A 24707-nucleotide genomic window follows, 5' to 3' on the forward strand; every position below is an offset into this window, starting at 1 on the left:
CGAAACCCCCCCCCGGCCGCGGCGGGGGCCCCCCGCGGGGCGCCGGCCCAACGCCCTCGGCGTCAGGCCGTGGCGGCGACCGCCTCGGCCAGGGCGCGCGGGACATCGGCGTACGAGTCGAACTCCATGGCGAAGCTCGCCCGTCCCGAGGTCCGGCTGCGAAGGTCACCGGCGTAGCCGAACATCTCCGACAGCGGCACCAGCCCCCGGACGATTCGGGCGCCGGCCCGCTCGGCGAGGGCCTGGATGTGCCCGCGCCGCGCGTTCAGATCGCCGATCACCTCGCCCGTGTAGTCGTCGGGCGTGGTGACCTCGACCGCCATGACCGGCTCCAGGAGCACCGGCACGGCCCGGCGCGCGGCCTCCTTGAACGCGTGGAATCCGGCCTGGCGGAACGCCGGCTCGGAGGAGTCCTGCTCGTGGAACGCGCCGTCGAGAAGCGTGACACGCACGCCCGTCATCTCGTAGCCCGCCACGACGCCGAACCGCATCGCGTCCTGGCAGCCGGCGTCCACCGCGGGGACGAACTCCTTCGGGACCCGCCCGCCGGTGACCTCGTTCACGAACTCGTAGCCGTCCGCGATCGGTTCGATGGCGAGCCGGACCCTGGCGAACTGCCCCTTCCCTCCCGTCTGCTTCTTGTGCGTGTACTCGACCTTCTCGACCGGCCTGCGGATGGTCTCCCGGTAGGCGACCCGCGGCCGGCCGACCGTCGTCTCGACACCGAACTCGCGCTCGAGCCGGTCGACGACGATCGACAGATGGAGCTCGCCCATCCCGCCGATGACGGTCTGGCCGGTCTCCTCCCCGGTCCGCACCGTGAAGGAGGGGTCCTCCTCCGCGAGCCGCCGGACCGCCAGGCGCAGCCGCTCCTGGTCCCGCCGGGCCACGGCCTCGACGGCCACCTCGACGACCGGGTCCGGGAAGTCCATCGACTCCAGGACCACCGGGCTCCGGTCGCCGCACAGCGTCTCACCGGTCGTGGTGTCCTTCAGCCCCATCACCGCGACGATGTCGCCGGCGCCCGCCGACCTCAGCTCCAGCCGCTTGTCGGCGTGCATCCGGTAGAGCTTGCCGACCCGCTCCTTCCTGCCCTTGACGGAGTTGAACACCGTGGCGCCCGGCTCCAGGCGGCCGGCGTAGACCCGGACGAAGGCCAGCCGGCCCAGGTGCGCGTCGGTCAGGATCTTGAACACGAGCGCGGCGAGCGGCTCGTCGTCGGCCGGTCTGATCGTGGCCCCGCGCCGGACGTCGACGGCCTCGACGTCCAGCGGGGACGGCAGGTACCGGACGACCGCGTCGAGCAGCGGCTGCACGCCCTTGTTCTTGAAGGCCGTGCCGCAGAGCACCGGCGTGACCGTGGCGCCCGCCGACCCGCCGGACGCGATCGTGACCCGCCGGATCGCGGCGTGCAGCAGGTCCGCCGGCGGTTCGAGGCCGTCCGCGAAGAGCCGCATGACCTCCTCGTCGTGCTCGGCGAGCGTCTCCACGAGCCTGCCGCGCCACTCACGGGCGGCCGCGCGGTGCGTGTCCGGGACGTCGACGAGGTCGTACGCCTCGCCGAGGCGGGCCTCGGCGGACCAGACGTACGCCTTCATCCGGACGAGGTCGACGACGCCGGTGAAGGCGTCCTCGGCCCCGATCGGCAGCTGCACGACCAGCGGCACCGCACCGAGCCGATCGGCGATCATGCCGACGCATCGGTGGAAGTCCCCGCCGGTACGGTCGAGCTTGTTGACGAAGCAGATCCGCGGCACGCCGTACCTCTCGGCCTGACGCCAGACGGTCTCGGACTGCGGCTCTACGCCGGCGACCCCGTCGAAGACCGCCACGGCGCATACCGGGTCATGAGTATGAACGCATCGCCCCAGGCAGTGCACGCGGTTTTCGGCGGCCGCGCAGGTCCTGCGGCCGCGTGGCGCCGGGCTGTTCACCCATCGGATAACGCGCTAATCGCGCGCTCATCGACGCGAGAGCGCCCCGGAGGACTCGCGGTCGGCGGACACAATGGCGTCGAGCAGACCGGGAAAGACCTCGTCGACCTCGTCGCGCCGAAGAGCGTTCATCCGCGAGGTGCCGACGTAGTACTGCCGGATGAGCCCGGCCTCGCGCAGGATCCGGAAATGGTGGGTGGCCGTGGAATTGCTCACGGGAATGTCGAACCCGCCGCACTTGAGGTCGGCGGGGGCGTCGCAGAGTTGCGTGACGATGCTCCGCCGCACCGGGTCGACGAGGGCCTCGAGGACCCGCTGCAGCGGGACCGTCCGCACGTCGGGGTGCGGGGGGATGCGGTCGTCCATGATCCCATCCTACGACCTCCATCGAACTACGATGAGCCTCGTAGTTTGACAGCGGTCGTACTTACAGGCTTGAGTGGATCACCCCAAGACTCCGCGGAAGGACGACGTGATGACCAGGACGGTGCGGTTCCACGAGCTCGGCGGTCCCGAGGTGCTGCGACTGGAGGATCTGGAGGTCGGCGATCCGGGCCCGGGCGAGGTGCGGATCCGGGTGGACGCGATCGGCCTGAACAGGGCCGAGGTGCTGTTCCGGACCGGCCACTACATCGAGGAGGTGAAGCGGTTCCCCGCCCGGCTGGGCACCGAGGCCGCCGGCGTGATCGAGGCGGTCGGCGCGGGCGTCACCGGGTTCCGGCCCGGCCAGCCGGTCGGCACCGTGCCCGCGTTCTCACAGAACGACTACGGCGTCTACGCCGAGCGGGCGATCGTGCCCGCGTCGGCGGTGGTGCGCCGTCCGGAGGGGCTCGGCGCGGTCGAGGGCGCGGCGGTGTGGATGCCGTACGTGACGGCCTACGGGGCGCTGGTCGAGGTCGGCGGGATGCGCCCCGGGGACACGGTCGTGCTGAACGCGGCGTCCAGCAGCGTCGGACTGGCCGCCATCCAGGTGGCCGACCGTGTCGGCGCCACGCCGATCGCCCTCACCCGCACCGCCGCCAAGAAGGAGGCGCTGCTGAAGGCGGGCGCGGCGGACGTGATCGTCACCGAGTCCGAGGACGTCGTCGAGCGGGTGCTGGCGGCGACCGACGGCCGGGGCGCCGAGTTCGTGTTCGACGCCGTCGCCGGTCCCGGCGTCATCGACCTGGCCAAGGTGGTCGCCGACGAGGGCACGCTCCTGGTGTACGGCGCGCTGAGCGGCGAGCCGACGCCGTACCCCGGGATCGAGCTGGGCATGCCCGCGCTCACCATGCGCACCTACACCCTGCACGAGACGACCCGCCGGCCCGAACGGCTCCGCCGAGCGGAGGCGTTCGTGGCCTCAGGGCTGCGTTCGGGCGCCTTCCGGCCCGCCGTGGACCGCACGTTCGACCTGGCGGAGATCGTCGAGGCCCACCGGTACCTGGAGTCCAACGCCCAGCTCGGCAAGATCGTCGTCACCGTCGAGCATTGAGCCGATTCCTCGCAGGCTCAGGCTCCGTCGGGCCAGCCCGGGGAACGACCGAGCGCCGTCAGGATCCGGTCGAGCGGGGACGCGTCCGCGGGCGCGGGCAGCTCCGGGCGGAAGGAGGCGCCCGGCCCGAGCCGGTAGTCCCCGCCGGGGACGGCCAAGGCGATCCGCAGCGCGTCCTCGGCCAGGTCGCCGTCCAGTTCGTAGGACAGCCCGAGGGAGCGCGCGACGTCCCAGGCGTGCACCACGTAGTCGATGAAGTGGAACCCGATCGCCTGCGCGCCGGGAAACGTCACTCCGGGCCCGACCTCGGGCAGGGCGAACGCCCGGTCCAGGACGTCCGGTCCGGCGAAGGCGGCCAGGACGTCCTCCGCGGCGGCGGCGTACGCGGCCACCGGATCCGCTTCGAGCGGCCGGGGCCGCCAGACCGCGGGGTCGGCGCCGTCGCCTCGCGCGGCGGCCGCGAAGCCGTGGTGCTGGGCCGTCATGTGCGCGAGCAGGTCGCCGAGCGTCCAGGCCGAACACGGCGTGGGGCGGCCGAGATCGTCGCGGCCCGCCTTCGCCACCACCTCGACGCTCGTCCGCACCACCCGCTCGTCCGCCGGACGTAGATCAATCGTATGCATGGGCAGATAGTAAGCAATATGCTTATCATCTGTCCATGCACATCTTTGGAGACGTCGTATTTTCGTGCCATGACGGAGAGCAGGACGGCCGAAGACGGGCGGCGTGACCTGGCGGCGATGATCGTGCCGTTGGGGCGCGCCCTGATGGCGGCCGAGGCGCCGGTGCTGCGCGCCCACGACGTGTCCATGTGGGCGTACTCCGTGCTGCTGGCCCTGGGCGAGGAGCCCGTCCGGACCCAGAACGCGCTGGCGCAGGCCATCGGCGCCGACAAGACCCGCATCATCGGCGTGCTCGACGGCCTCCAGGAACGCGGCCTGATCGAGCGGCGGCCCGACCCCGGCGACCGGCGGGTCCGGCTGCTCTCACTCACCCCCGAGGGACGGCGGCTGCGCGACTCCGTCCAGGCCGGCATCAGAGAGCGGGAGAACCACCTGCTCGCCCGCCTTCCGGCCGCCGACCGCGCCGCCTTCCTCCGCGCCCTGCGGACGCTGTCCAGCCTGCCGGAGGAGGAGATCGTCGACCCGGCGTCACCTCGGCGTCGCTCAGACTGACCGCTCGGGGCGGCGCAGACCGTCGAGGATGACGTGGAGCAGGTGCCGGGCCCTGGCGTCCCACTCGTCCCGCTCGAGGCGGGTCAGGTAACCGACGAGGAGGATGACGTCGCGGGCGTCCACGTCGGGGCGGATGCTCCCGTCCGCCTTGCCGGCGTCGAGGAGCACGGTCAGCGCGTCACCGATCGGACCGAGGCTGTGCGCGGACAGGTCCCGCCAGACCGCCGCTTCGACGGCGGCGAACACTCCGCGCTTGACCTGCGCGTAGTCGACCACGCGGTCGAACCAGCGAGCCAGTGCGGTGAGCGGCTCGTGCTCGGCGAGCAGCGCCGGGGCCGCCGCGACGAGCTCGCCGACGTCCTCCCGATAGACCTCGGCGAGCAGATCCTCGCGGGTCGGGAAGTGGCGGTAGAGGGTGCCCTGGCCGACCCCCGCCTGCTTGGCGATCGCGTTGAGCCTGATCTCCTCCGCGTTCGCGATGACCTCTCGCGCGACCCGGATGATCCGTGCGCGGTTGTCGGCGGCGTCGGCCCGGCGGCGGGTTGAGTCCATCGCTCCCCTGCTCGATGCGTCGGCTAAGCGGACACGTGTCCGGTAGCGTGGCATCACTGCGGACACGTGTCCACTTTATGCCGGAGGGATTCCCCATGACAGCCATCAGCGGCAAGGTCGTCGCCATCACCGGAGCGAGCAGCGGCATCGGCGAGGCGACGGCGCGCCTGCTCGCCGAGCGAGGGGCGGCCGTCGTCCTCGGCGCACGCCGGACGGAGCGCCTCGACGAGCTCGCCCAGGACATCCGCGGCCGCGGCGGGCGCGCGATCGCGTGCGCCACGGACGTCACCCGGCGCGCGGACCTGGAGGGACTCGTCGGCCGGGCCGTGGCGGAGTTCGGCCGCCTCGACGTGCTGGTGGGCAACGCCGGCATCAGCAGGCTCGGACCCGTGGCCGACCTCGACGTCGACGGCTGGTCGGCGATGATCGACGTCAACCTGCGCGGAGTGCTGTACGGCGTCGCCGCCGCGCTTCCGGTCTTCCGCCGGCAGGGCCGCGGCCATCTGGTGACCACGGTGTCGACGTCCGGTCTGAAGATCGTTCCTACCCAAGCGGTCTACGCCGCGACCAAGAACGCCGTCCGCACCCTCCTGGAAGCACTGCGGCAGGAGTCGACCGACGGCGTGCTGCGGACGACGGCGGTGTCACCGGGCTTCGTGAACACCGAGCTCACCGACTCGATCGAGGACCCCCGGGTCCGCGAGCAGGCCCGCCGCACGATGGACGAACTCGCCATCCCGCCGGAGGCCGTCGCCCGCGCCATCGCCTTCGCCGTCGAACAGCCCCACGACGTGGAGATCGGCGAGATCACCATCCGCCCGACCGTCCAGGGCTAGGACCTGTCCGGTGGATCCCTGTGACAGTACGGAGACCAGGCCGACCTCTGCCCGACAGCGGCGGCCTTTCCCGAGCATCCGGTACAACGACGCCCCCTCACGGCGAGCGCGCCGGCTCGACCTGCACTTGAGGGCGCGCTGCCCTTACGGTGGGGCACTGCACTTATTCGGGGGTGCAGTATTCCTCAGGGCGACAGGTGGCCAGGGGCAGTCGGCCGTCACCCGCCTCGCACCGAGCCCGCCGACACACCCTCGTCGTTCACTCCTGCCTGGGCCTCCGCCGATGTTTTGATTCCCGGTATGCGTCCACGGCCTTGCGGGAACTGCGCCATATCCCATCGTGTCCCTGAAACGCCTCCAACCGCCCGCGCTGTGCCGCCTGCCGAAGGGCAGGAAGCGAGAACTCCTCATCGACGAGCGCTACAAGGGGAACCATGCGAGCCGGTCCTGCCACGTTGGGCACGATGAACCGGTTCAGGTTGTCATGCATCGCCCGTGCGATCAGCTCACCCAGCGATCCGGGGTCGCCAGCGTCCGCTCGCTGCATCGCCATCAGGTAGGCGTCTCGCTGCTTCTTGAAGATGATCACGGGCGGGTATCCCAAGCGCACCAAGATCAGGTTGAGGACCAGCCGACCGGTTCGGCCGTTCCCGTCAATGAAGGGGTGCACCTGCTCGAAGGTGTTGTGCAACCGCGCGAGGCGCTCCGGAAAAGGCTGGCCATCGTCGTCTGCACCAGCCTCCTTGCCCAGCAGGCACACCTGCCCGATCCACTCCTCCAAGCAAGCAGGGACGAGCGGCCAGGCCGGCGGCACCATGCCGGCGGAGAACGGCTGTATGTCGTGTTCTCGGAAGTTCCCCGGCGACTCACGCTCGGTGGCATCTGGATGCGGCGCGACGTCCCAGACGGGCGTCATGGCCATGTGATGGATCTGACGCACTTCCCCGACCGTCAGGAGTCTTCCGTCGTGCCAATCCCCGGGCTCGAGCGCCTGCCGGTAGACCCATCGCGCGGCATCGGCATATCCACGGACCTCGTTGTACTCCTTCAACGACTTCGCGCCGACCGCCCGCCCTTGGTCCAACAGCAGCTGCACCTCGCGCAGCACCAGCGTGTTCCCTTCCAGAGCGGTCGAGTGATGAGCCTCCAGATGCCAGATGTCATCCCAAATCGCCCGTGCCTCACGCGGGTCCGGCAGACCTCCGTACCTTTGGTTCAGTTCGGCCAGAGCCTTGTCGAGCCGCTGGTACACGACCGCCCTACTCGGTCGCCCCCTGCCCACGCCACACCTCCGCATCTCGACGGCCGACCGCGCGACAGAGCGGCTCGACAAGTTGATAACCCATTCGAGGAGCTAATTAAACTTATCAAGTAGCAGGCTCGACAGGGAGCAGGAAGGTCGATCATCCAGGTATGACCGGATCGCCCCTGGCACGGCTCACAGATCCTTCAGCAATGCAGACCCTCTCGGAGACCGGACGTGGACGCGCTCGCCAGGGCCATCTCCCTCAGCTCGCCGACCTCCATCCGTGTTGTGTCGCATGCAACATCGGCAGGGCGCGACAGAAGCGGGGAGCCGATCACTCGTCGGCCCCCCGCTCTGACCAGGTACTTCACACGTTAACGGCGCCCGAAATCAGCTGCAGCCGCTGGTGGAGCCGCAGCCCTCGCAGACGTAGCAGCTGCCGGCCGGGCGCATCTTCGTGCCGCAGGTGAGGCACAGCGGCGCGTCCGCCGTACGGCCCTGGTGGCTCTCGATCAGCTCGGTCGAGGAGTGCGCCGCCGCGGGCTCCTCCGGCTCCTTGGCCTTCGGCTGCTCGACCGGCACCGACTGGGCCAGCGACTCGCGCTCGACGTCCTCCTCGGCGTGCAGCGCGGCCGGGTCCTGGCCCGCCGCCTGCGCCGTGCGCTCCTCGGCGGAGAAGATCCCCAGCTCGGCGCGCGTCTCGTACGGCAGGTGGTCGAGGGCGAGGCGACGGAAGATGTAGTCCATCATCGAGGTCGCCATCCGGATGTCCGGGTCGTCGGTCATGCCGGCCGGCTCGAACCGCATGTTGGTGAACTTCTCGACCCACGTCTCCAGCGGCACGCCGTACTGGAGGCTGATGGAGATCGCCATCGAGAAGGCGTCCATGACCCCGGCGAGCGTGGAGCCCTGCTTGCCGAGCTTGAGGAACACCTCACCGAGCCCGTTGTCCGGGTAGCAGGAGGCGGTCATGTAGCCCTCGGCACCGCCGACGGAGAACCGGGTGACGGTCGCGGTCCGCTGCTTGGGCAGGCGGGTCCGCACCGGGCCGCGCTCGATCACCGGGGCCGGCGCCGGCGCCTCCTCGACCTTCTCCTCGGTCTTCTTCTTGGCCACGGACAGCGGCTGGCCGACCTTGCAGTTGTCGCGGTAGATCGCCAGGGCCTTGAGACCGAGCTTCCAGCCCTCGAAGTAGATCTTCTCGACGTCCTCGACGGTGGCCTGCTCCGGCATGTTCACGGTCTTGGAGATCGCGCCGGACAGGAACGGCTGCACCGCGGCCATCATCCGCACGTGGCCCATCGGGCTGATCGCCCGCTCGCCCATCGCGCAGTCGAAGACCTCGTAGTGCTCGAGGCGCAGGCCGGGCGCGTCGACGACGTGGCCGTGCTCGGAGATGTACTCGACGACCGCCTCGATCTGCTCCTGCTGGTAGCCGAGCTTCTTCAGGGCGCGCGGCACGGTGTTGTTGACGATCTGCATCGAGCCGCCGCCGACCAGCTTCTTGTACTTGACCAGCGCCAGGTCGGGCTCGATGCCCGTCGTGTCGCAGTCCATCATGAGGCCGATCGTGCCGGTGGGCGCCAGCAGCGACGCCTGGGCGTTGCGGTAGCCGTTCTTCTCGCCGACCTTGAGGCACTGCCGCCACTGCTTGGTGGCCTCGCTGTGGATGGACTTGTCCATCACGTCGAGCGTGCGGATCTCGTCGTTGGCGACCGCGTGCTTGCGCATGACGCGCTGGTGCGCCTCGGCGTTGCGGGCGTAGCCGTCGTACGTGCCGACCGCGCCGGCCAGCTCGGCGGAGCGGCGGTAGGCCACACCGGTCATCAGCGAGGTGATGGCCGCCGCGAGCGAGCGCCCGCCCTCGGAGTCGTACGCGTGGCCGGTCGCCATCAGCAGCGCGCCGAGGTTGGCGTAGCCGATGCCGAGCTGGCGGTACGCCCGGGTCGTCTCACCGATCTTCTCGGTCGGGAAGTCCGCGAACGTGATGGAGATGTCCATCGCGGTGATGATCAGCTCGCTGAGCTTGACGAACCGCTCGACGTCGAAGGTGTTGTCGTCGTTCAGGAACTTCAGCAGGTTGATGCTGGCGAGGTTGCAGGACGAGTTGTCCAGGCTCATGTACTCCGAGCAGGGGTTGCTCGCCGTGATGCGCCCGGTCTCGGGGTTGGTGTGCCAGTCGTTGATCGTGTCGTCGTACTGGATGCCGGGGTCCGCGCACTCCCAGGCCGCCTGGGCGAGCTTGCGGAACAGCCCCTTGGCGTCGACCTGGCTGATGGCCTCGCCGGAACGGCGGGCGCGCAGGCCGAAGGAGTCGCCGGACTCCACCGCGCGCATGAACTCGTCGGAGACGCGGACGGAGTTGTTGGCGTTCTGGTACTGGACGCTGACGATGTCCTTGCCGCCCAGGTCCATGTCGAAGCCGGCGTCGCGCAGGGCGCGGATCTTGTCCTCTTCGCGCGCCTTGGTCTCGATGAACTCCTCGACGTCCGGGTGGTCGACGTCGAGGACGACCATCTTCGCCGCCCGGCGGGTCGCGCCACCGGACTTGATCGTCCCGGCGGAGGCGTCGGCGCCGCGCATGAACGACACCGGGCCGCTCGCGGTGCCGCCGGAGGACAGCAGCTCCTTGCTGGAGCGGATGCGGGAGAGGTTGACCCCCGACCCGGAGCCGCCCTTGAAGATGACGCCCTCTTCCTTGTACCAGTCCAGGATCGACTCCATCGTGTCGTCCACGGACAGGATGAAGCACGCGCTGACCTGCTGCGGCGAGGCGGTGCCGACGTTGAACCAGACCGGCGAGTTGAAGCTGAAGACCTGGTTGACCAGGGCGTGCTTCAGCTCGTGGTCGAAGATCTCGGCATCCTCCTCGGACGCGAAGTAGCCGTTCTTGACGCCGGTCTCGGTGTACACCCCGACGACCCGGTCGACCAGCTGCTTGAGGCTCGACTCGCGCTGCGGCGTGCCGACCGCGCCGCGGAAGTACTTCGAGGTGACGATGTTGACCGCGTTTACGGACCAGGTGTCGGGGAACTCGACGCCCTTCTGCTCGAAGTTCACCGACCCGTCGCGCCAGTTGGTCATGACGACGTCCCGGCGCTCCCACCGGACGTCGTCGTACGGGTGGACGCCCGGCCGCGTGAAGACGCGCTCCATCTTCAGGCCCCTGCGACCCGCCTTGCCCCGTCGGGCTGAGCCGCTCACCGTCTCCGTCATGACATCCCCCTTCTCGGGCACACCAGGCCCACCTCCAGGATTACCCGTACAGCCCGCGGTCCGGGCGCCGCCCTAGGAACGGGCGTCGCCGCCGGACGCCACGCGCAGCGATTCGATTTCCTTGGCGAAGTCGTCGAGCGTCTCGAACCCCCGGTAGACGGAGGCGAATCGCAGGTACGCGACCTCGTCGAGTTCACGGAGCGGGCCGAGGATCGCCAGCCCGATCTGGTGCGAGGGAATCTCGGCGTTCCCGGTCGCCCGGATCGCCTCCTCGACCCGCTGGCCGAGCATGGCCAGGGCGTCCTCGTTGACGGGACGGCCCTGACACGCCCGGCGCACTCCGGCGATGATCTTGTCCCGGGAGAACGGCTCGGTCACGCCACTGCGCTTGGCGACCATCATGAGCACCGTCTCCTGGGTGGTGAAGCGGCGGCCGCACTCGGGGCACGAACGCCGGCGCCGGATGGCGGCCCCGTCGTCGGCCGTGCGGCTGTCGATGACCCTGCTGTCGGTGTGTCGGCAGAACGGGCAGTGCATGGCTCCGGACTCCTCCCCCTGACAGCGGGTCACGCGCGAACTGCGCGAACCTCACCTCGTAACCACAACCTATGGTGAACTACATCCATGTAACTACTAGATGTTGGGGTCCAACCGTAGAGCCCGGCCGAGTGCATCGCAACCCGCGTGGGGCACCCGGCGAGAAGACGCCGCTCACATGGCGATCCGCCGCCCTCGTCGGCGTGTCGGGCCTTCCCCCGGGGGCGACGATCGGCCGCTTCGACCTCGTACATCCTGGATCACCTGCGGAAACGCAGCCGACGCCCGTCACGGTGAGGTCGATCACATCCCGGCCGGCGGCCGCGCGGGCGCGGGCGTCGCGCCCCCCCAAGACTGCCACGGGCGCACCGGCGCCGCGTCGGCGGGCACCCCCTTCGCGCCGGCCGCGCGAGAGCGCCGATCACGACGAGGCGGCAAGGCGTCGCCGCCAATGGCGCCCTCCTTCCCCGAACCCGGTCCGGGAATTACCCTCGAACGTATGTGCGAACCAAACGCGACATACCCCGGACCGCAAAATTCGACATTTTTCGAACACCTGTTTGATCATTTCCCGCAGAAGCGATAACGTCCCACTACGGGACCGAAATACCGGCGGCGACGCGTCACCGGGAAGACAGCCATCGGAGACACCATGAGCAAGGTTCGGGAAATGCCCGACGGCCCGGGCGACGAGAGCGGCCTGACCGTCCGGCAGCGCAAGGTGCTGGAAGTGATCAGGGACTCGGTGCAGCGGCGCGGTTATCCGCCGTCGATGCGGGAGATCGGCGAGGCCGTCGGCCTGACCAGTACCTCCAGCGTGTCCCACCAGCTCCGGACCCTGCAGCGCAAGGGTTTCCTGCTGCGCGACCCCAACCGGCCGCGCGCGGTCGTCGTCCGCATGCCAGGATCCCCGGCCATCGCCGCCGAGGCCGACGGCGAGTCGTACGAGGTCGCCAACGGCCAGGAGGCTCCCACGCGGCCGGCGCCCGCCTACGTCCCACTCGTCGGGCGCATCGCGGCGGGTGGCCCCATCCTCGCCGAGGAGGCCGTGGAGGACGTCTTCGCGCTGCCGCGGCAGCTCGTCGGCGAAGGCACCCACTTCCTGCTCAACGTCACCGGTGACTCGATGATCGAGGCGGCCATCGCCGACGGCGACTGGGTCGTCGTGCGTCAGCAGCCCGTCGCGGAGAACGGCGACATCGTGGCGGCGATGATCGACGGAGAGGCCACCGTCAAGACGCTCAAGCGCCGCGACGACAAGGTCTGGCTGATGCCGCACAACCCGGCGTACGACCCGATTCCCGGCGACGACGCGACCATTCTCGGGCGCGTGGTGGCGGTCCTGCGGAAGATGTGATCCCGCCCGGGATCCCCGGCGGCGACGCGGCCGTTCCGGGGCGCACGGTGACGGTCCCGCGGAATACGTGATCAGCCCCGGTTCGGTGCCACGGCACCGAACCGGGGCTAGTGCGTGTCCGACGAATCCCTGGCGGACACGCACCGGCGCCGATCAGGCGGGCACGATGTTCACGATCTTCGGAGCGCGCACGACGACCTTGCGGACGCCCCGGTCGCCCAGGGCCGCCCTGACCTTCTCCGACTCCAGCGCCAGGCGCTCCAGGTCGCCCTCGGCGATGTCCGGGGACACCTCCAGGCGGTCGCGGACCTTGCCCGCCACCTGGACCACGCAGGTCACCGACTCCTGCACCAGCAGCGCGGGCTCGGCCGCCGGCCAGCCGGCCTTGACCACCGGAGCCGTACGGCCCAGCCGCTCCCACATCTCCTCGGCGGTGTACGGCGCGACCAGCGACAGCATGACCGCCAGGGTCTCGGCGGCCTCCCGGACCGCCGGGTCGCCGGCGCCCGCCCCCGTGTCGATGGCCTTGCGCGCCGCGGAGGTCAGCTCCATCATCCGGGCGATCGCCACGTTGTAGCGGTGCGCCTCGACCAGCCGGGTGACCTCGTCGATCGTCCGATGCGTCACCTTGCGCAGCTCGACGTCGCCGGTCGCCGGGTCGGCGCCCGGCGCGGACGTCACCTCGGCGGCCACGCGGAAGACCCGCGCCAGGAACTTCACCGACCCCGACGGCGACACGTCCGCCCAGTCGATGTCGTCCTCCGGCGGACCGGAGAACAGCATCGTCAGCCGTACGGCGTCGACGCCGTACGCGGCGATCTGCTCGCCCAGGTCGACCAGGTTGCCGGTCGTCTTGGACATCGCGGAGCCGTTCAGGATGACCTGACCCTGGTTGACCAGCCGTTTGAAGGGCTCGGTGAAGTCGACCAGGCCCATGTCGTACAGCACCTTGGTGAAGAACCGCGCGTACAGCAGGTGCAGGATGGCGTGCTCGACACCACCGGTGTACTGGTCGGCCGGCATCCACCGGCGCACCTTCTCGGCGTCGAACGGGCCGTCCTCGTACCCCGGCGAGCAGTACCGCAGGAAGTACCAGGAGGAGTCGACGAAGGTGTCCATCGTGTCGGTGTCGCGCTTGGCCGGAGCGCCGCACTTGGGGCACGGGACGTTCACCCAGTCGGCGGCGGCCGCCAGCGGCGACACGCCCTTCGGGGCCAGGTCGGCGCCGCGCAGGTCGTCCGGCAGGCGCACGGGCAGCTGGTCGTCCGGGACCGGGACCTCGCCGCAGGCGTCGCAGTGGATGATCGGGATGGGCGTGCCCCAGAACCGCTGCCGGGAGATCAGCCAGTCGCGCAGCCGGTAGTTGACGGCGGCCTTGCCCAGGCCCTTCTCCTCCAGGATCTCGACGATCCGCGGGATGGCGGTGGACTTGGTCAGGCCGTCCAGGGGACCCGAGTTGACCAGTTCGCCCTCGCCGGGGGTGGCGGTCCCGGTCTCACCGGGGTCCGCCTCGCCCGTGTGCACGACGACGCGGACCGGCAGGCCGAACTTGCGGGCGAAGTCCAGGTCGCGCTGGTCGTGGGCGGGCACCGCCATGATCGCGCCGTGGCCGTACTCGGCCAGGACGTAGTCGGAGGCCCACACGGGGATCCGCTCGCCGTTCACCGGGTTGATCGCGTAGCGGCCCAGGAAGACGCCGGTCTTCTCCTTGTCGGTGGCCAGCCGCTCGATCTCCGTCTCGCGGCGGACCGCGTCCCGGTAGGTCTCGAACTCCGCGCGCTGCTCCGGCGCGCAGATCTCGTCGGCCAGCGGGGCGTCGGCGGCGACGACGAAGAAGGTCGCGCCGTACAGGGTGTCCGGCCGGGTGGTGTAGACGGTGATCGGCTCCGCGCGCCCCTCGATCTGGAAGGTGACGTCGGCGCCCTCGGAGCGGCCGATCCAGTTGCGCTGCATCAGCAGCACCCGCTCGGGCCACTCCAGCTCCGCCATGTCGGCCAGCAGCCGGTCGGCGTACTCAGTGATCTTGAAGTACCACTGCGTCAGGACGCGCTTCTCGACCACCGCGCCGCACCGCTCGCAGTGCCCGTTGACGACCTGCTCGTTGGCCAGCACGGTCTGGTCGTTCGGGCACCAGTTGACCTGGCCGCCCTTGCGGTACGCCAGGCCGCGCTCGTAGAAGCGCAGGAACAGCCACTGGTTCCAGCGGTAGTACTCCGGGTCGGAGGTGTGCAGCCGGCGTGACCAGTCGAAGGAGGCCGCGTAGCGCTTAAAAGACTCCGCCTGGGTGTCGATGTTGGTGTACGTCCACTCGGCGGGGTGGGAGTTGCGCTTGATCGCGGCGTTCTCGGCCGGCAGACCGAAGGAGTCCCAGCCGATGGGGTGCAGGACGTTGAAGCCCTTCTGGAGCCAGTACCGCGCCACCACGTCGCCGATCGCGAACGCCTCGGCGTGCCCCATGTGGAGGTCGCCGGAGGGATACGGGAACATGTCCAGCGCGTACTTGCGGGGCCGCTCGTCGGCGGGGTCCTCGCTCGCCGCGAAGGGCTTCAGCTCCTCCCACCGGGCCTGCCACTTGTCCTGGAACGTCCGTGGGTCGTAGTTCTCGTCGGCGCCTGTCATGGTTCCTCGTCTGATTCGCACGGCTTCGGCTGGCGGTGAACCGTGCCCCTGGCATGAGAACGCCCCTCACGCAGGAGGGGCTGCCGCGTCGACGGCTCGGGTCAACGCGGCCGGCTGAGGAGCAGCCGAGATCGCATACCTCAAGACTATCGCAGACGCAAGGACGCCGGGCGGCCGCCGGACGACGCCTCGCCCGGGCGAAGCGCCGTTCGGCGGCCGCATCAGGACGGTGCCGTGGGCGCGGCGTGTCAGATGGCGTACGGCAGGTGCTTGATGCCGTTGATGAAGTTGGACAGCAGGCGGTCGGGCTCACCCGTGGCGCGGACGCCCGGAGCCCGGCGGAACAGTTCCCGGAACATCACGGTGATCTCCCGGCGGGCCAGGTGGGCGCCGAGGCAGAAGTGCGGGCCGGGGCCGCCGAAACCGACGTGCGGATTGGGATCGCGGGTGATGTCGAAGACGTCCGGGTCGGTGAAGACGGTCTCGTCCCGGTTGGCCGACCAGTAGTAGAGCAGCAGCTTGTCGCCGGCCGTGAACTCATGGCCGTTCAGCTCGGTGTCGCGGGTCGCGGTGCGCCGCATCCAGATGACCGGCGAGGCGTACCGCACGATCTCCTCCACCGCGCCGGGGACGTACCGCTCGAAGTCCGACGCGATCAGCTCCCGCTGCTCCGGGTAGCGGGTGAGCAGGTGCAGGCCGTGGGCGATGGCGTTGCGGGTGGTCTCGTTGCCGGCGACGACCAGGAGGATGAAGAACGAGCCGAGCTCCTGGTCGGTCAGCGACTCGCCGTCGATGTTGGCGTTCACCAGCGCGGAGGTGAGGTCGCCGGTCGGCTCCCCGCGGCGTCTGCGGCCGAGCTCCTCGACGAGGTCCTTCAGCGTCTGCCCCGCCTCGAGGAGCTGCAGCGCGACCTGGTCGGCCTCCTCGGAGACGAACTCGGTGTCGGCGCCGGCGAGGATGATGTTGGAGTTGTCGAAGACGGTCTTGTAATGCGCCTCGTCGATGCCCATCAGGTCACAGATGATCTTCAGGGGGAGCCGGGCGGCGACGTCGGTGACGAAGTCGCCGCCGCCCTTGGCGAGGACCTCCTCGACGACCTGTTCGGCGACGGCCTGGACCTGGTCCTCGAACCGCTGGATCATGCGCGGCGAGAACGCGCGCGAGACGATCCGGCGGATCTTGGCATGCCGCGGGTCGTCCATGTTGATCATGGAGCCGAAGTACTCGCCCAGGTCGGCCGGCATGTCGTTGATGTTGATCGCGCCCTGCCCGGAGCAGAAGTCGGCCGGCCGGCGCGAGGCCTCGACGACGTCCGCGTGGGTGGTCAGCGCGTAGTACCCGGGCCCCGCCGGCACGAACGACAGCTCCGGCTCCCGGAAGAACGCCGGCCGGGGCAGATACCGCAGCGTCCGGAACGCCGCGTGACGCTCGTCGAGCGGGCGCGCCCAGAAATCCCACTCGGTCAGGTCGATCCCGTCGGGCCGGGTCTTCTCCACGCCGCTCCTCCTCGACTAGAACGCGATTCTGCGCCATTCTGCCAAAGTGAGCACTTACATCGCACCGGTTCGCACGGGCCGATCGGTGGCCAGCCAGTCCAGGATCAGCCGGTCGACCTCCCCGGGCCGCTCCAGGTGCGCGAAGTGCCCGGCACCGGCGACGATCGCCGACCTCGAACCGGGCGGGAGATGCCCGTCGACGCCGTGGGCGAGCCCGGCGTCCAGGCAGCCGTCGGCCGACCCGTGCAGATACAGGATCGGCCGCTCGCCTACGCGTTCGGCCGCCTCCTGCTCGGCGGCGTACGCGGGCAGGTGCCGGGACGGGTCGAGCATCGCCCGGTAGTAGCCGATGGCGGCGGACAGGTTCGCCGGGTCGCGGAGGCACTCTTTGGCGTGGGCGACGTCGCGGGCGGCGTCGTAGCCCGGCGACCAGTCCGCCCACAGGCCGTCGAGGAACGCCAGGTCCTCCGTCAGCACCGCGGTCTCGGCCAGCGGCGTCTGGAACAGGAAGATGTAGAAGGACCGCTTGAGCTGCGCGTAGTGGAAGAAACCCGACAGCATGGCCCCGAGCGGTGGGAGCGCCATGGCCACCGCCCGCCGCCAGCGCTGCGGGGCGTGCGCGACGGCGGCGTACGTCGCGGCGGCGCCCCAGTCGTGTCCGATGAGCACCGCGTCGGCGTCCCCGCCGAACGCCTCGTGCAGGGCGTTCGCGTCGGCCGCGAGCGCGCCGACCTGGTAGGCGCCGTCCTTCGGCACGTCCGTGGGCGCGTAGCCGCGCAGGAACGGCGCGACCGCGTGGTAGCCGGCGCCGGCCAGCGCAGGGAGCAGATGCCGCCAGGTGTGCGCCGAGTCGGGGAAGCCGTGCAGGCACAGCGCGAGCGGCCCGTCGCCGGCCTCGAGGTAGCCGAAGCTCAGGCCGTTCGCCTGGATCGTCGCGATCTCCGTCATGAGGCCGACACTAAGCCGCCGTCGCCGACCCGTCACGCCCTCCGCGACGTCCCGGAGTGGTCGCGGCGCACCGCCGCGACCACCCGTCACCGCGGCCGACCCGCGACCGGCCGTCACCGCGGCCGACCCGCGACCACCCGTCACCGCGGCCGGCCGTCACCGCGGCCGGCCGTCACCGCGGCCGGCGGTCAGCCGGCCGACGGCGGCTCGAACGCGGGTCGCAGCGGCATGCCGGAGCTGCCGTCCTCTCGCAGCTTGACGCCGAGCACCTGGTGCAGCTGGATCCAGTTCAGGTCGAACCCGAGCCGCGAGCCGGCCATGTACAGCCGCCACACGCGCGCGGTGCCCTCTCCGACCTCGGCGACCGCCTCGTCCCAGTGGTCGTCGAGGTTGCGGCACCAGCCGGTCAGGGTCTTGGCGTAGTGCTCGCGGAGGTTCTCCTCGTGCCGGATCTCGAAGCCGGCGTCGTTCATCCGCGAGATCAGCCAGCCCGGCCCCTCCAGTTCCCCGTCGGGGAAGACGTACCGGTTGATGAAGCCTTCCTGGCGGATCGACGGCTCGTTGTCGTCGGGGCGCGTGATGCAGTGGTTCAGCAGCCGGCCGCCCGGCTTGAGCTTGCCGTACAGGAAGGAGAAGTAACCGGGGACGTTCGCCTTGCCGATGTGCTCGGTCAGGCCGATCGAGCTGACGGCGTCGAAGCCCTCCTCCTTGACGTCGCGGTAGTCGAGGTGGCGGACCTCGGCGAGCTCCGACAGCCCCGCCTCGGCGATCGCCTTCTGCGCCCACTCGGCCTGCTGCTTGGACAGCGTCACGCCGAGCGCCTTCACGCCGTACTCCCGCGCGGCGTGCATGACCATGCCGCCCCAGCCGCAGCCGACGTCGAGGAGCCGCATGCCCTCGCGGAGCCCGAGCTTGCGCGCCACGAGGTCGAACTTGTGGAACTGCGCCTGCTCCAGCGTCGCGTCCTCCGAGGGGAAGCACGCGCAGGTGTAGGCCATCGACGGGCCGAGCACCCACTCGTAGAAGGTGTTCGAGACGTCGTAGTGATGGGAGATCGCCTTGGCGTCGCGGCGCTTGGAATGCCGCAGCCCCGACAGGAGCGGCACGCGGGCCGGCCGTACCTCCTGCGGCGGCGGGTCGAGACGCGTCAGCGCGGCGGCGCGCAACAGCGGGTCGCGCAGGATGCCGCGCAGCAGAGTCCTCTTGTCGGCCCAGCTCAGTTCGCCGAGGGCCGACTGCATCCGGAACAGTGCCGTGTGCATGTCCCCGTGCACGTCGAGGTATCCCGCGACGTACGCGCGGGCCAGCCCCAGCGCGCCCGGCGCGTGGGCGAGGTAGGACACCGCGTACGGCGATCTGACCTCCACCCTGACGTCCGCGCCGATAGCTCCGGCGCGACTGTCGTCGTATGCCCGGAACTCCACCTGTGCGTCGCGTCCGACGACGCGTTCGAAAGCCTCCGCCAGCTTCATGTTCACCTGCCCCGTACGGTTTTGTCGTAGAGATCCAGCAGCCGCCGCTCCGGGTCGTATTCCTCCTTCAACCTGCGATAGGTAGCGCCGTCGTAGTGCCGCCAGAAGTCCTCACGGGTGTAGAACGCCGTCGAGTACAGCGATTTGTGGCCGTCGAGGCGGGCGACCTCGCGCTCGATCAGCCGGTTGTGGTGTTCGGGCAGCCGGCCGGGTTTCTGCGGCACCGTCCCCCAGAAGCCCACGTTGACGTACGTCCGTCCGGGCTCCAGGGGGTACAGCGGCCACTTGTCCTGTGCCCGCAGCGGGCACAGCCACACCGGGCTCATGCCGATCTCACGGTGGAAGAACTCAAGGAACTCGGGCAGCCGCTCCACCGGCACCTCGATGTCCTGGATGACGTCCTCGCGGGGCGGCCGGCCGAGCCAGCGGTCGACGCGCGCCGACGTCTGCAGGCGCTTGTCGAGCGCGACCAGCCGACGGTAGACGTCGGAACGCTTCTTGGACGCCGGCCAGGCCCGGCGCACGAGGGGATTCTGTACGCCGAACGCGCGCGAGCACCAGAACCAGTCGGTGTCCCACCGCCAGAGGTAGTCGTGCGTCGTCAGCGCGTCGGTCGGCGGGCCGTCCGGCCGCAGCCAGCTCGGCGTGACGAACCGGTCGCGAATCGACCGGTAGTAGATCCCCTGCCCCGTGTAGTCGGAGACGCGCTCGGCCGTGTCGGCGAACCGGCCCAGCGTGAGGTACAGCTCATCCCCGCCGAACACCGTGCCGTCGATGAAGTCCGCCTCGGCACCGAGCTCGTCGATGGCCTCCACGCACTCCTGCGCGGAGGAGAACCGCACGTGCCACAGCGCGACGTACGGCTTGACCGGCTGCAGCTTGATCTTGAGGCGAAGGGTGTACCCGAGCGTGCCGTACGAGTTCGGGAAGCCGTAGAACAGCTCGCGGTGCTCATTGTCCGGGGTCGCGGTGACGACCTCGCCCGCGCCGGTGAGGATCTCCATCTCCAGCACGGACTCGTGCGGCAGCCCGTTGCGGAACGACGACGACTCGATACCGAGCCCCGTCACCGCGCCGCCCAGTGTGATCGTCTTGAGCTGCGGGACGACGAACGGCATCAGGCCGTACGGCAGGGTCGCGTCGACCAGATCCTCGTACGTCGTCATGCCCTGGACGTCGGCGACGCGGGCCTCGGGGTCCACGCTCAGGACCTTGTCGAAGCCGCTGACGTCGAGGCCGGGCGCCTGGATCTCGTCGCGGAACCGGAACAGGTTCGAGGTGCGTTTCGCCAGCCGGACCGCTGCGCCCTCCGGGATGGCCCGGTAGGACGACAGGAGCCTCTCGACCGCGGTTTGGTGACCTGTCACCTGTCGATCTTCTCATCCCGGCATCCCTCGGCACAGCCAGGGCACGCCCGATACGCGGCGTGACCGGGTCAGTGCACCAGCCGGAGGGTGAACGGATACCGGAACCGCGTGCCCACGAGCGCCAGCAGCGCGGCGACCCCGCAGACGATCCAGGCGACCGCGTACGCGATCCCCCCGAGGCCGAAGGTCACGACCGTCAGCAGCAGCAGCGTGAGCTGGAAGTTGAGGGCCTCGACGATGTGCCGGCGGACGTACGGCGACCGCCGGGCGCGCGTGCACAGCATGACGAGCGGTCCCAGGAAGAGGGTGGTGGCGCCGAGGACGTGCGCGAGCGCGGCCAGCACGCGCTGTTCGGCGGTCGGGTCGCCGACCGGCGCCGGCGCCCGGTGCGCCGCGGGCAGGGGCGTGAGGTCCGCCAGCGCCGCGTCCAGGTCGGCCCGTGTCCTGGCCGTCATCGCGAGATGCAGCCGCAGGTCGAGTTCTTCCTTGTCGAGACGGCCTTCGGCGAAGGCCTGCTGCAGCCGGTCGACGATCGGCTCTCGTTCGGCGGCGGAGACGCGCAGCGCGCCGGTCGGTGTGGAGATGGTCATGTCATCGATCGTGCGCCGCGCCCGATTCCGAATCCATCCGGGAAACCCCTGATCCGTCCCTGGGGCGGTCCCCCGGTCCGGCGGGTCAGCCTTCGGGTGCAGCAGCCCCCGGGCCGGGCAAGTCCCCTTCGGGCGCGGCGGCCCCGGTCCGGCGGATCAGCCTCCAGGTGCGGCGGGTGCCCGTGTTGTGGCCGGCCCACCCGAGGGATGCGCGCCACTCGGATTCGCGCCGCTCGGATTCGCGCCGCTCGGGTTCGCCGTGCCGCTCGGGTGCGAAGCGGCCTTCGTCCGCGGGCTCTTCGGCCGGGGCACGGGCCCGTCGAAGTAGGTCTCCCCCGGCTTCAGCGACCGCGCGCCGAACAGCTCGGGCACCGTGACGAACGTGAAGCCGCGCCGCGACAGACCGGCCAGGATCTTCGGCACGGCGTTCACCGTCGTCGGGTGGATGTCGTGCATCAGGATGATGTCGCCCGGGTGGGCCCAGGACACCGCGCGATGCGCGACGATCGCCGAGTTCCGGTCCAGCCAGTCGTTCGTGTCGACGCTCCAGAGGATCTGCGCCATGCCCATGCGGCGCGCCACCGCCGCCACTTGCCGGTCCGTCGCGCCGTACGGCGGTCGCATCAGGACGGTGCCGTGGCCGGACGCCCGTCGGATCTCACCGAGGGTGCGCGTCAGCTGGGAACGGATGGCGCCGTCGGACAGCGAGCTGAGCGACGGGTGCGACCAGGTGTGGTCGCCGACCACGTGGCCCTCGGCGAGCTCCCGGCGGACGAGCGCCTCGCGGCCGCGGATGTTGCCGCCGATGAGGAAGAAGGTGACCTTGACGTGCCGGGCGGCGAGCATGTTCAGCAGCTTGGCCGTGTACGGGCCCGGGCCGTCGTCGAACGTCAGCGCGATGCACTTGACCTTGCGGCAGTCGACCCGCGGCTTGGGCGCCGCGGCCTTGGCGCCGGGAAGCACGGCGAGGTACCGCAGGCGCGCGACGAGGTCGTTCGCCGGGGCGTGGGCCGCCCCGGGGTTCGCCGGACCGGGTGACGCCGCGGTGGGCGAACCGCCCGCGGGACGGGACCTCGACCGGCCGAGCGGCCCGGCAGGCGGTGCGGCGCGCGAGGCGGACCGGCCGGTCGCCGTCTCCGGGATGGGCGGCCCGGCGGTCCCGCCCGTGCCCCGCGCGGGGCCGGCCGGGTGGGTTCCGAGGCCGCTGAGCCATCCGAGCCCCAGTACGGCCACGGCGATCACGAGGGCCTTGCGGACGGCCTTCGACGACATGGCGAAGCTCATCGGACCCCCCGGTCAGTACCTGCCGCACGACATGGCACACCTTAGTTCCATATTCCCCTTGCGGTTTCTCAGTCGGTCAAATACCGACAAATGCGTGGTGTCGTCGCCGGGAACCCTGCACGATAGATCGGCGTTGAAGACGTGACGAATCGCGCGATCCACCGCAAGACGCCGACAGGGCACGGGGGCGGGAAGCGCGACGGCTCTTGGGGAGGACGTCCGATGAGGTGGGGCGATCGCTTCGGAATTCGCCGCCGGCGGGGCGGCAGGGTGACCGTTCTGGACCGGGAGGCGACGAACGCCGACATCGAGTCGCTCAGGGCCTTTGCCCGGAGTCGCAAGGGCGTGGAGTTCTACGTCGAACCCGAGACATTCGCCACCGACACCACCGCCGTGGCGATCGCCGCCGACGGCGAGTGGACCCGCCGCCGCGTCGGCTCACCGCGGGTCATCCACAAGGTCGCCCGCGACCTGCGCCTTCCGGTGTACGACGTGCAGATCACCGGCTATCCGCAACGGATGCGGGATTTCAACGAACGCCGCAAACGCCAGGGCGGCGCCGCCTCCCTGTGACGTCACCGCGACCGTAGGACCGCTCCGCGGCCCGTACCCGGCGATCCGTGCCAGCGGTTCGTGCCCAGCGGTGGGTGCCCGGCGGTTCGGGGCCGCCCGCCAGGCCGCGAAGGCCCGCAGGCGGGCCGGCCCCGGTCCCGCCCACCGGTCCTGGCCCCGTCACCAGCTTCCCCCGCCGCCTCCTCCACCGCCGTCGCCCACGGACATCCCACCGCCGCTGAAGCCGGAGTCGCCGCCGTAGCCACCGCTGAGAAAACCGCCGCCCCCGCGGCTGCGGGCACCCCTCGTTCGGGAGGTGACGGGTTCGGGCCACACGCTCGACAATCCGTGGAGCAGAGAGACGACCACGGGGCGGTGCTTACGCGGCCGAAGCGGCTCGTCGACCTTGAACCAGTCCAGGTCGCCCGCCTGCGCCGGCGGCGCCATCGGGTCACTCCAGCGTGCCGCCTGCCGGAACGCGATGGCGTACGGGAACGTACGTGTCAGGGCGGCGGGGTCGCCGCTCGGTGGTTCGCCCGCGACGGCCTTCCGCCAGGCGCTCGCCAGTGCCTCGGCTCGCGCACCGGACGCCCGGCGCGGCACCGTGCGTCCCATCGCCACGACCGCCGGCGCGATCAGGATCGGCGTCAGGCTCACCCATCCCCCGCCCGCGAAGGCCGGCGACGTCGCGGCGAGCCAGAGCAGAATCAGGCCGGCGATCCCGGCCGCCGAGGCCAGCAGTTTCGACTGCAGCGCCTGCGCCGACGGGGTCCTGCGGTAAAGGCCGAGCTCGACCGGCGTCCGCTCGAGTTGCTCGCAGAGCGGGAGCTGATGCGCCCGCTGCCAAACGTTGTCGAGAAAGACGGTGTCATTCCGCTTGAAGATATCGGTGAGGAGCCGGCGTTCGACGCCGACCAGGTCCCGATCGGCGGCGTCGCCCCGGATTAGCCGAACGCTGTCCTCGTTCCGAGGCAGCCTTTCCACCTTCAGGTGGATGTGGCCTCGGATCGCCAGGTCCACCAAGGTGGCGGCGAGGGCGTGCCGGTTCGCGCGCCAGCGGTTCACGAGCACCACGGCGACGCCGGGGCGCATCCTCGGGTCATCCGGGGGGAACGTCGAGACGTCGCCGCCCCGGCGTCCCAGGCCGCATCGGCGGCGCGGCAGGAACCACCAGGCGGCGATGACCAGCAGGCCTCCCGCGGCGGCGAGTCCCCACCTGGTGAAGCGCGTCATGGCGAACGGCGCGCTGACCGCCACGAGCCGGGGAGGCGCGACGGGCATGGCGTCCTTGGACAGGCCGACACGGACGGTGACGCCGCTGTGGGCCGGCAGGGCGGCGGCGGAGAAGTCGGCGATCGCCCCCGTGTGCGTGGCCCGCAGACACGGCGCGGTGCCTCCTCCGTGACCGGCGACACAGGCGACGCTCGTTATGAGGACGGGGGACACGACCCGCACGGTCACCTGTGAGACCGGGACCTTCCAGGAGGAACCGAGCGCGTTCCACGTCAGGGAGATCCCGTGGCCGTCACGGGTCAGCGCTCGGCTGACGTCGTAGTCGATCCCGTAGGTCTGCGTACCGGTAACGGTCCGGTGCGGATCACCGATGCGCAGCTTGACCGTGCCGTCGTCCTCGCGAACCGTCGCCTCGCCCGCAGGACCGGCCGGGCTGCTGACGCGGAACCCGCTGATGGGCATGAGCCGGCGATGCAGGGTGTCATACCGTGAGCGCTCCGGGATCCAGCGGTCGATGCCGTGGTGCTCGCCAGGACCGAAGACATAACGGATCTGTTCGGTCACGTGCAGCGTTCCGCCGGGCTCCGGCGTCAGGGTGACGGCGAAGGACTCGATGTGCTCGGCCACCTGGTTCGGCGCGGCGGCGCGAGCCGGGGTGCCCGGCCCCGAAAGGAGGAGGGCCACGGCGGCGGCCACCCCTGCCGAGATCCGTCTGATCCGATCTTCCTTGGTACGCACGCGGAAAAGCTATCTGCGGCTCGGCACGGAGAACGTGACAGTTGAGCCATTTCGGTGCGTCGGCACGAAGACCGGGCCGCA

The 24707-nt window shown here is 70.5% G+C and carries 19 protein-coding genes and 1 pseudogene; 5 read left to right on the forward strand and 15 right to left on the reverse strand.

Annotated features, from left to right (window positions below; translation table 11 throughout):
• Positions 1-62: 62 nt before the first annotated feature.
• Positions 63-1835: pseudogene (gene fusA / locus AB0K82_RS23560) on the reverse strand (elongation factor G); the annotation flags it as partial.
• A gap of 126 nt (positions 1836-1961) precedes the next feature.
• A complete protein-coding gene (locus tag AB0K82_RS23565; RefSeq protein ID WP_364400273.1) occupies positions 1962-2300 on the reverse strand; it encodes a helix-turn-helix domain-containing protein in 339 nt (112 codons plus the stop codon).
• Between the two features lie 109 nt (positions 2301-2409).
• On the opposite strand from AB0K82_RS23565, the gene AB0K82_RS23570 reads away from it, so the two are divergent.
• Complete coding sequence (locus AB0K82_RS23570) at positions 2410-3408, forward strand: zinc-dependent alcohol dehydrogenase family protein (protein WP_364400276.1); 999 nt, start codon at positions 2410-2412, stop codon at positions 3406-3408.
• Positions 3409-3425: 17 nt separating this feature from the next.
• Here the strand turns inward: AB0K82_RS23570 and AB0K82_RS23575 are convergent, their stop codons facing one another.
• Positions 3426-4031 carry a TIGR03086 family metal-binding protein gene (locus AB0K82_RS23575; protein ID WP_364400279.1) on the reverse strand — a complete coding sequence of 202 codons (606 nt, stop codon included), beginning with the start codon at positions 4029-4031 and terminating at the stop codon, positions 3426-3428.
• Positions 4032-4100: 69 nt separating this feature from the next.
• Between AB0K82_RS23575 and AB0K82_RS23580 the strand changes: the two genes are divergently transcribed.
• Entirely contained in the window at positions 4101-4583 is a 483-nt protein-coding gene (locus AB0K82_RS23580; protein WP_364400282.1) for a MarR family transcriptional regulator, read from the forward strand.
• On the opposite strand, the gene AB0K82_RS23585 is transcribed toward AB0K82_RS23580, so the two are convergent.
• On the reverse strand, positions 4575-5135 hold the full coding sequence (locus AB0K82_RS23585) for a helix-turn-helix domain-containing protein (RefSeq protein ID WP_364400285.1): 561 nt from the start codon (positions 5133-5135) through the stop codon (positions 4575-4577). The genes AB0K82_RS23580 and AB0K82_RS23585 overlap by 9 nt on opposite strands.
• Positions 5136-5230: 95 nt before the next feature.
• Between AB0K82_RS23585 and AB0K82_RS23590 the strand changes: the two genes are divergently transcribed.
• Complete coding sequence (locus AB0K82_RS23590) at positions 5231-5971, forward strand: SDR family oxidoreductase (protein ID WP_364400287.1); 741 nt, start codon at positions 5231-5233, stop codon at positions 5969-5971.
• A gap of 259 nt (positions 5972-6230) precedes the next feature.
• Here the strand turns inward: AB0K82_RS23590 and AB0K82_RS23595 are convergent, their stop codons facing one another.
• From AB0K82_RS23595 to nrdR, 3 genes are all read right to left on the reverse strand, one after another.
• Positions 6231-7223 carry a Fic family protein gene (locus AB0K82_RS23595; RefSeq protein ID WP_364400289.1) on the reverse strand — a complete coding sequence of 331 codons (993 nt, stop codon included), beginning with the start codon at positions 7221-7223 and terminating at the stop codon, positions 6231-6233.
• 384 nt (positions 7224-7607) lie between these two features.
• Positions 7608-10433, reverse strand: a complete 2826-nt coding sequence (locus AB0K82_RS23600; protein ID WP_364400291.1) for a vitamin B12-dependent ribonucleotide reductase — start codon at positions 10431-10433, stop codon at positions 7608-7610.
• Between the two features lie 72 nt (positions 10434-10505).
• Complete coding sequence (nrdR, locus tag AB0K82_RS23605; protein ID WP_252810554.1) at positions 10506-10970, reverse strand: transcriptional regulator NrdR; 465 nt, start codon at positions 10968-10970, stop codon at positions 10506-10508.
• A 652-nt stretch (positions 10971-11622) separates the two neighbouring features.
• On the opposite strand from nrdR, the gene lexA reads away from it, so the two are divergent.
• Entirely contained in the window at positions 11623-12327 is a 705-nt protein-coding gene (gene lexA / locus AB0K82_RS23610) for a transcriptional repressor LexA (RefSeq protein ID WP_345353819.1), read from the forward strand.
• Positions 12328-12480: 153 nt separating this feature from the next.
• Here the strand turns inward: lexA and leuS are convergent, their stop codons facing one another.
• From leuS to AB0K82_RS23645, 7 genes are all read right to left on the reverse strand, one after another.
• Positions 12481-14946, reverse strand: coding sequence for a leucine--tRNA ligase (gene leuS, locus AB0K82_RS23615; protein WP_364400295.1), 2466 nt, complete (start codon positions 14944-14946; stop codon positions 12481-12483).
• 248 nt (positions 14947-15194) lie between these two features.
• Positions 15195-16442 (reverse strand): cytochrome P450, encoded by a 1248-nt coding sequence (locus tag AB0K82_RS23620; RefSeq protein WP_364400298.1) that lies wholly within the window; start codon positions 16440-16442, stop codon positions 15195-15197.
• A gap of 54 nt (positions 16443-16496) precedes the next feature.
• Positions 16497-17390: an alpha/beta hydrolase gene (locus AB0K82_RS23625; protein ID WP_364400301.1), complete on the reverse strand. Its 894-nt coding sequence runs from the start codon at positions 17388-17390 to the stop codon at positions 16497-16499.
• Between the two features lie 188 nt (positions 17391-17578).
• Entirely contained in the window at positions 17579-18862 is a 1284-nt protein-coding gene (locus AB0K82_RS23630; RefSeq protein WP_364400304.1) for a class I SAM-dependent methyltransferase, read from the reverse strand.
• A gap of 2 nt (positions 18863-18864) precedes the next feature.
• Positions 18865-20229 carry an FAD-binding oxidoreductase gene (locus AB0K82_RS23635; protein ID WP_364400307.1) on the reverse strand — a complete coding sequence of 455 codons (1365 nt, stop codon included), beginning with the start codon at positions 20227-20229 and terminating at the stop codon, positions 18865-18867.
• 68 nt (positions 20230-20297) lie between these two features.
• Entirely contained in the window at positions 20298-20819 is a 522-nt protein-coding gene (locus AB0K82_RS23640; RefSeq protein WP_364400309.1) for a DUF1707 and DUF4870 domain-containing protein, read from the reverse strand.
• 156 nt (positions 20820-20975) lie between these two features.
• On the reverse strand, positions 20976-22091 hold the full coding sequence (locus AB0K82_RS23645) for a polysaccharide deacetylase family protein (RefSeq protein ID WP_364400312.1): 1116 nt from the start codon (positions 22089-22091) through the stop codon (positions 20976-20978).
• Positions 22092-22325: 234 nt separating this feature from the next.
• Here AB0K82_RS23645 and AB0K82_RS23650 point away from each other — a divergent pair, with 234 nt between their 5' ends.
• Positions 22326-22676 (forward strand): hypothetical protein, encoded by a 351-nt coding sequence (locus tag AB0K82_RS23650; RefSeq protein ID WP_364400315.1) that lies wholly within the window; start codon positions 22326-22328, stop codon positions 22674-22676.
• 159 nt (positions 22677-22835) lie between these two features.
• Here AB0K82_RS23650 and AB0K82_RS23655 read toward each other — a convergent pair whose 3' ends face one another.
• Positions 22836-24626: a DUF2207 domain-containing protein gene (locus tag AB0K82_RS23655; RefSeq protein ID WP_364400318.1), complete on the reverse strand. Its 1791-nt coding sequence runs from the start codon at positions 24624-24626 to the stop codon at positions 22836-22838.
• Between the last annotated feature and the right edge of the window lie 81 nt (positions 24627-24707).

Origin of the sequence: Actinoallomurus sp. NPDC052274 (assembly GCF_040679475.1) — a bacterium.
In the GTDB taxonomy this organism is placed as follows: Bacteria; Actinomycetota; Actinomycetes; order Streptosporangiales; family Streptosporangiaceae; genus Actinoallomurus; species Actinoallomurus liliacearum.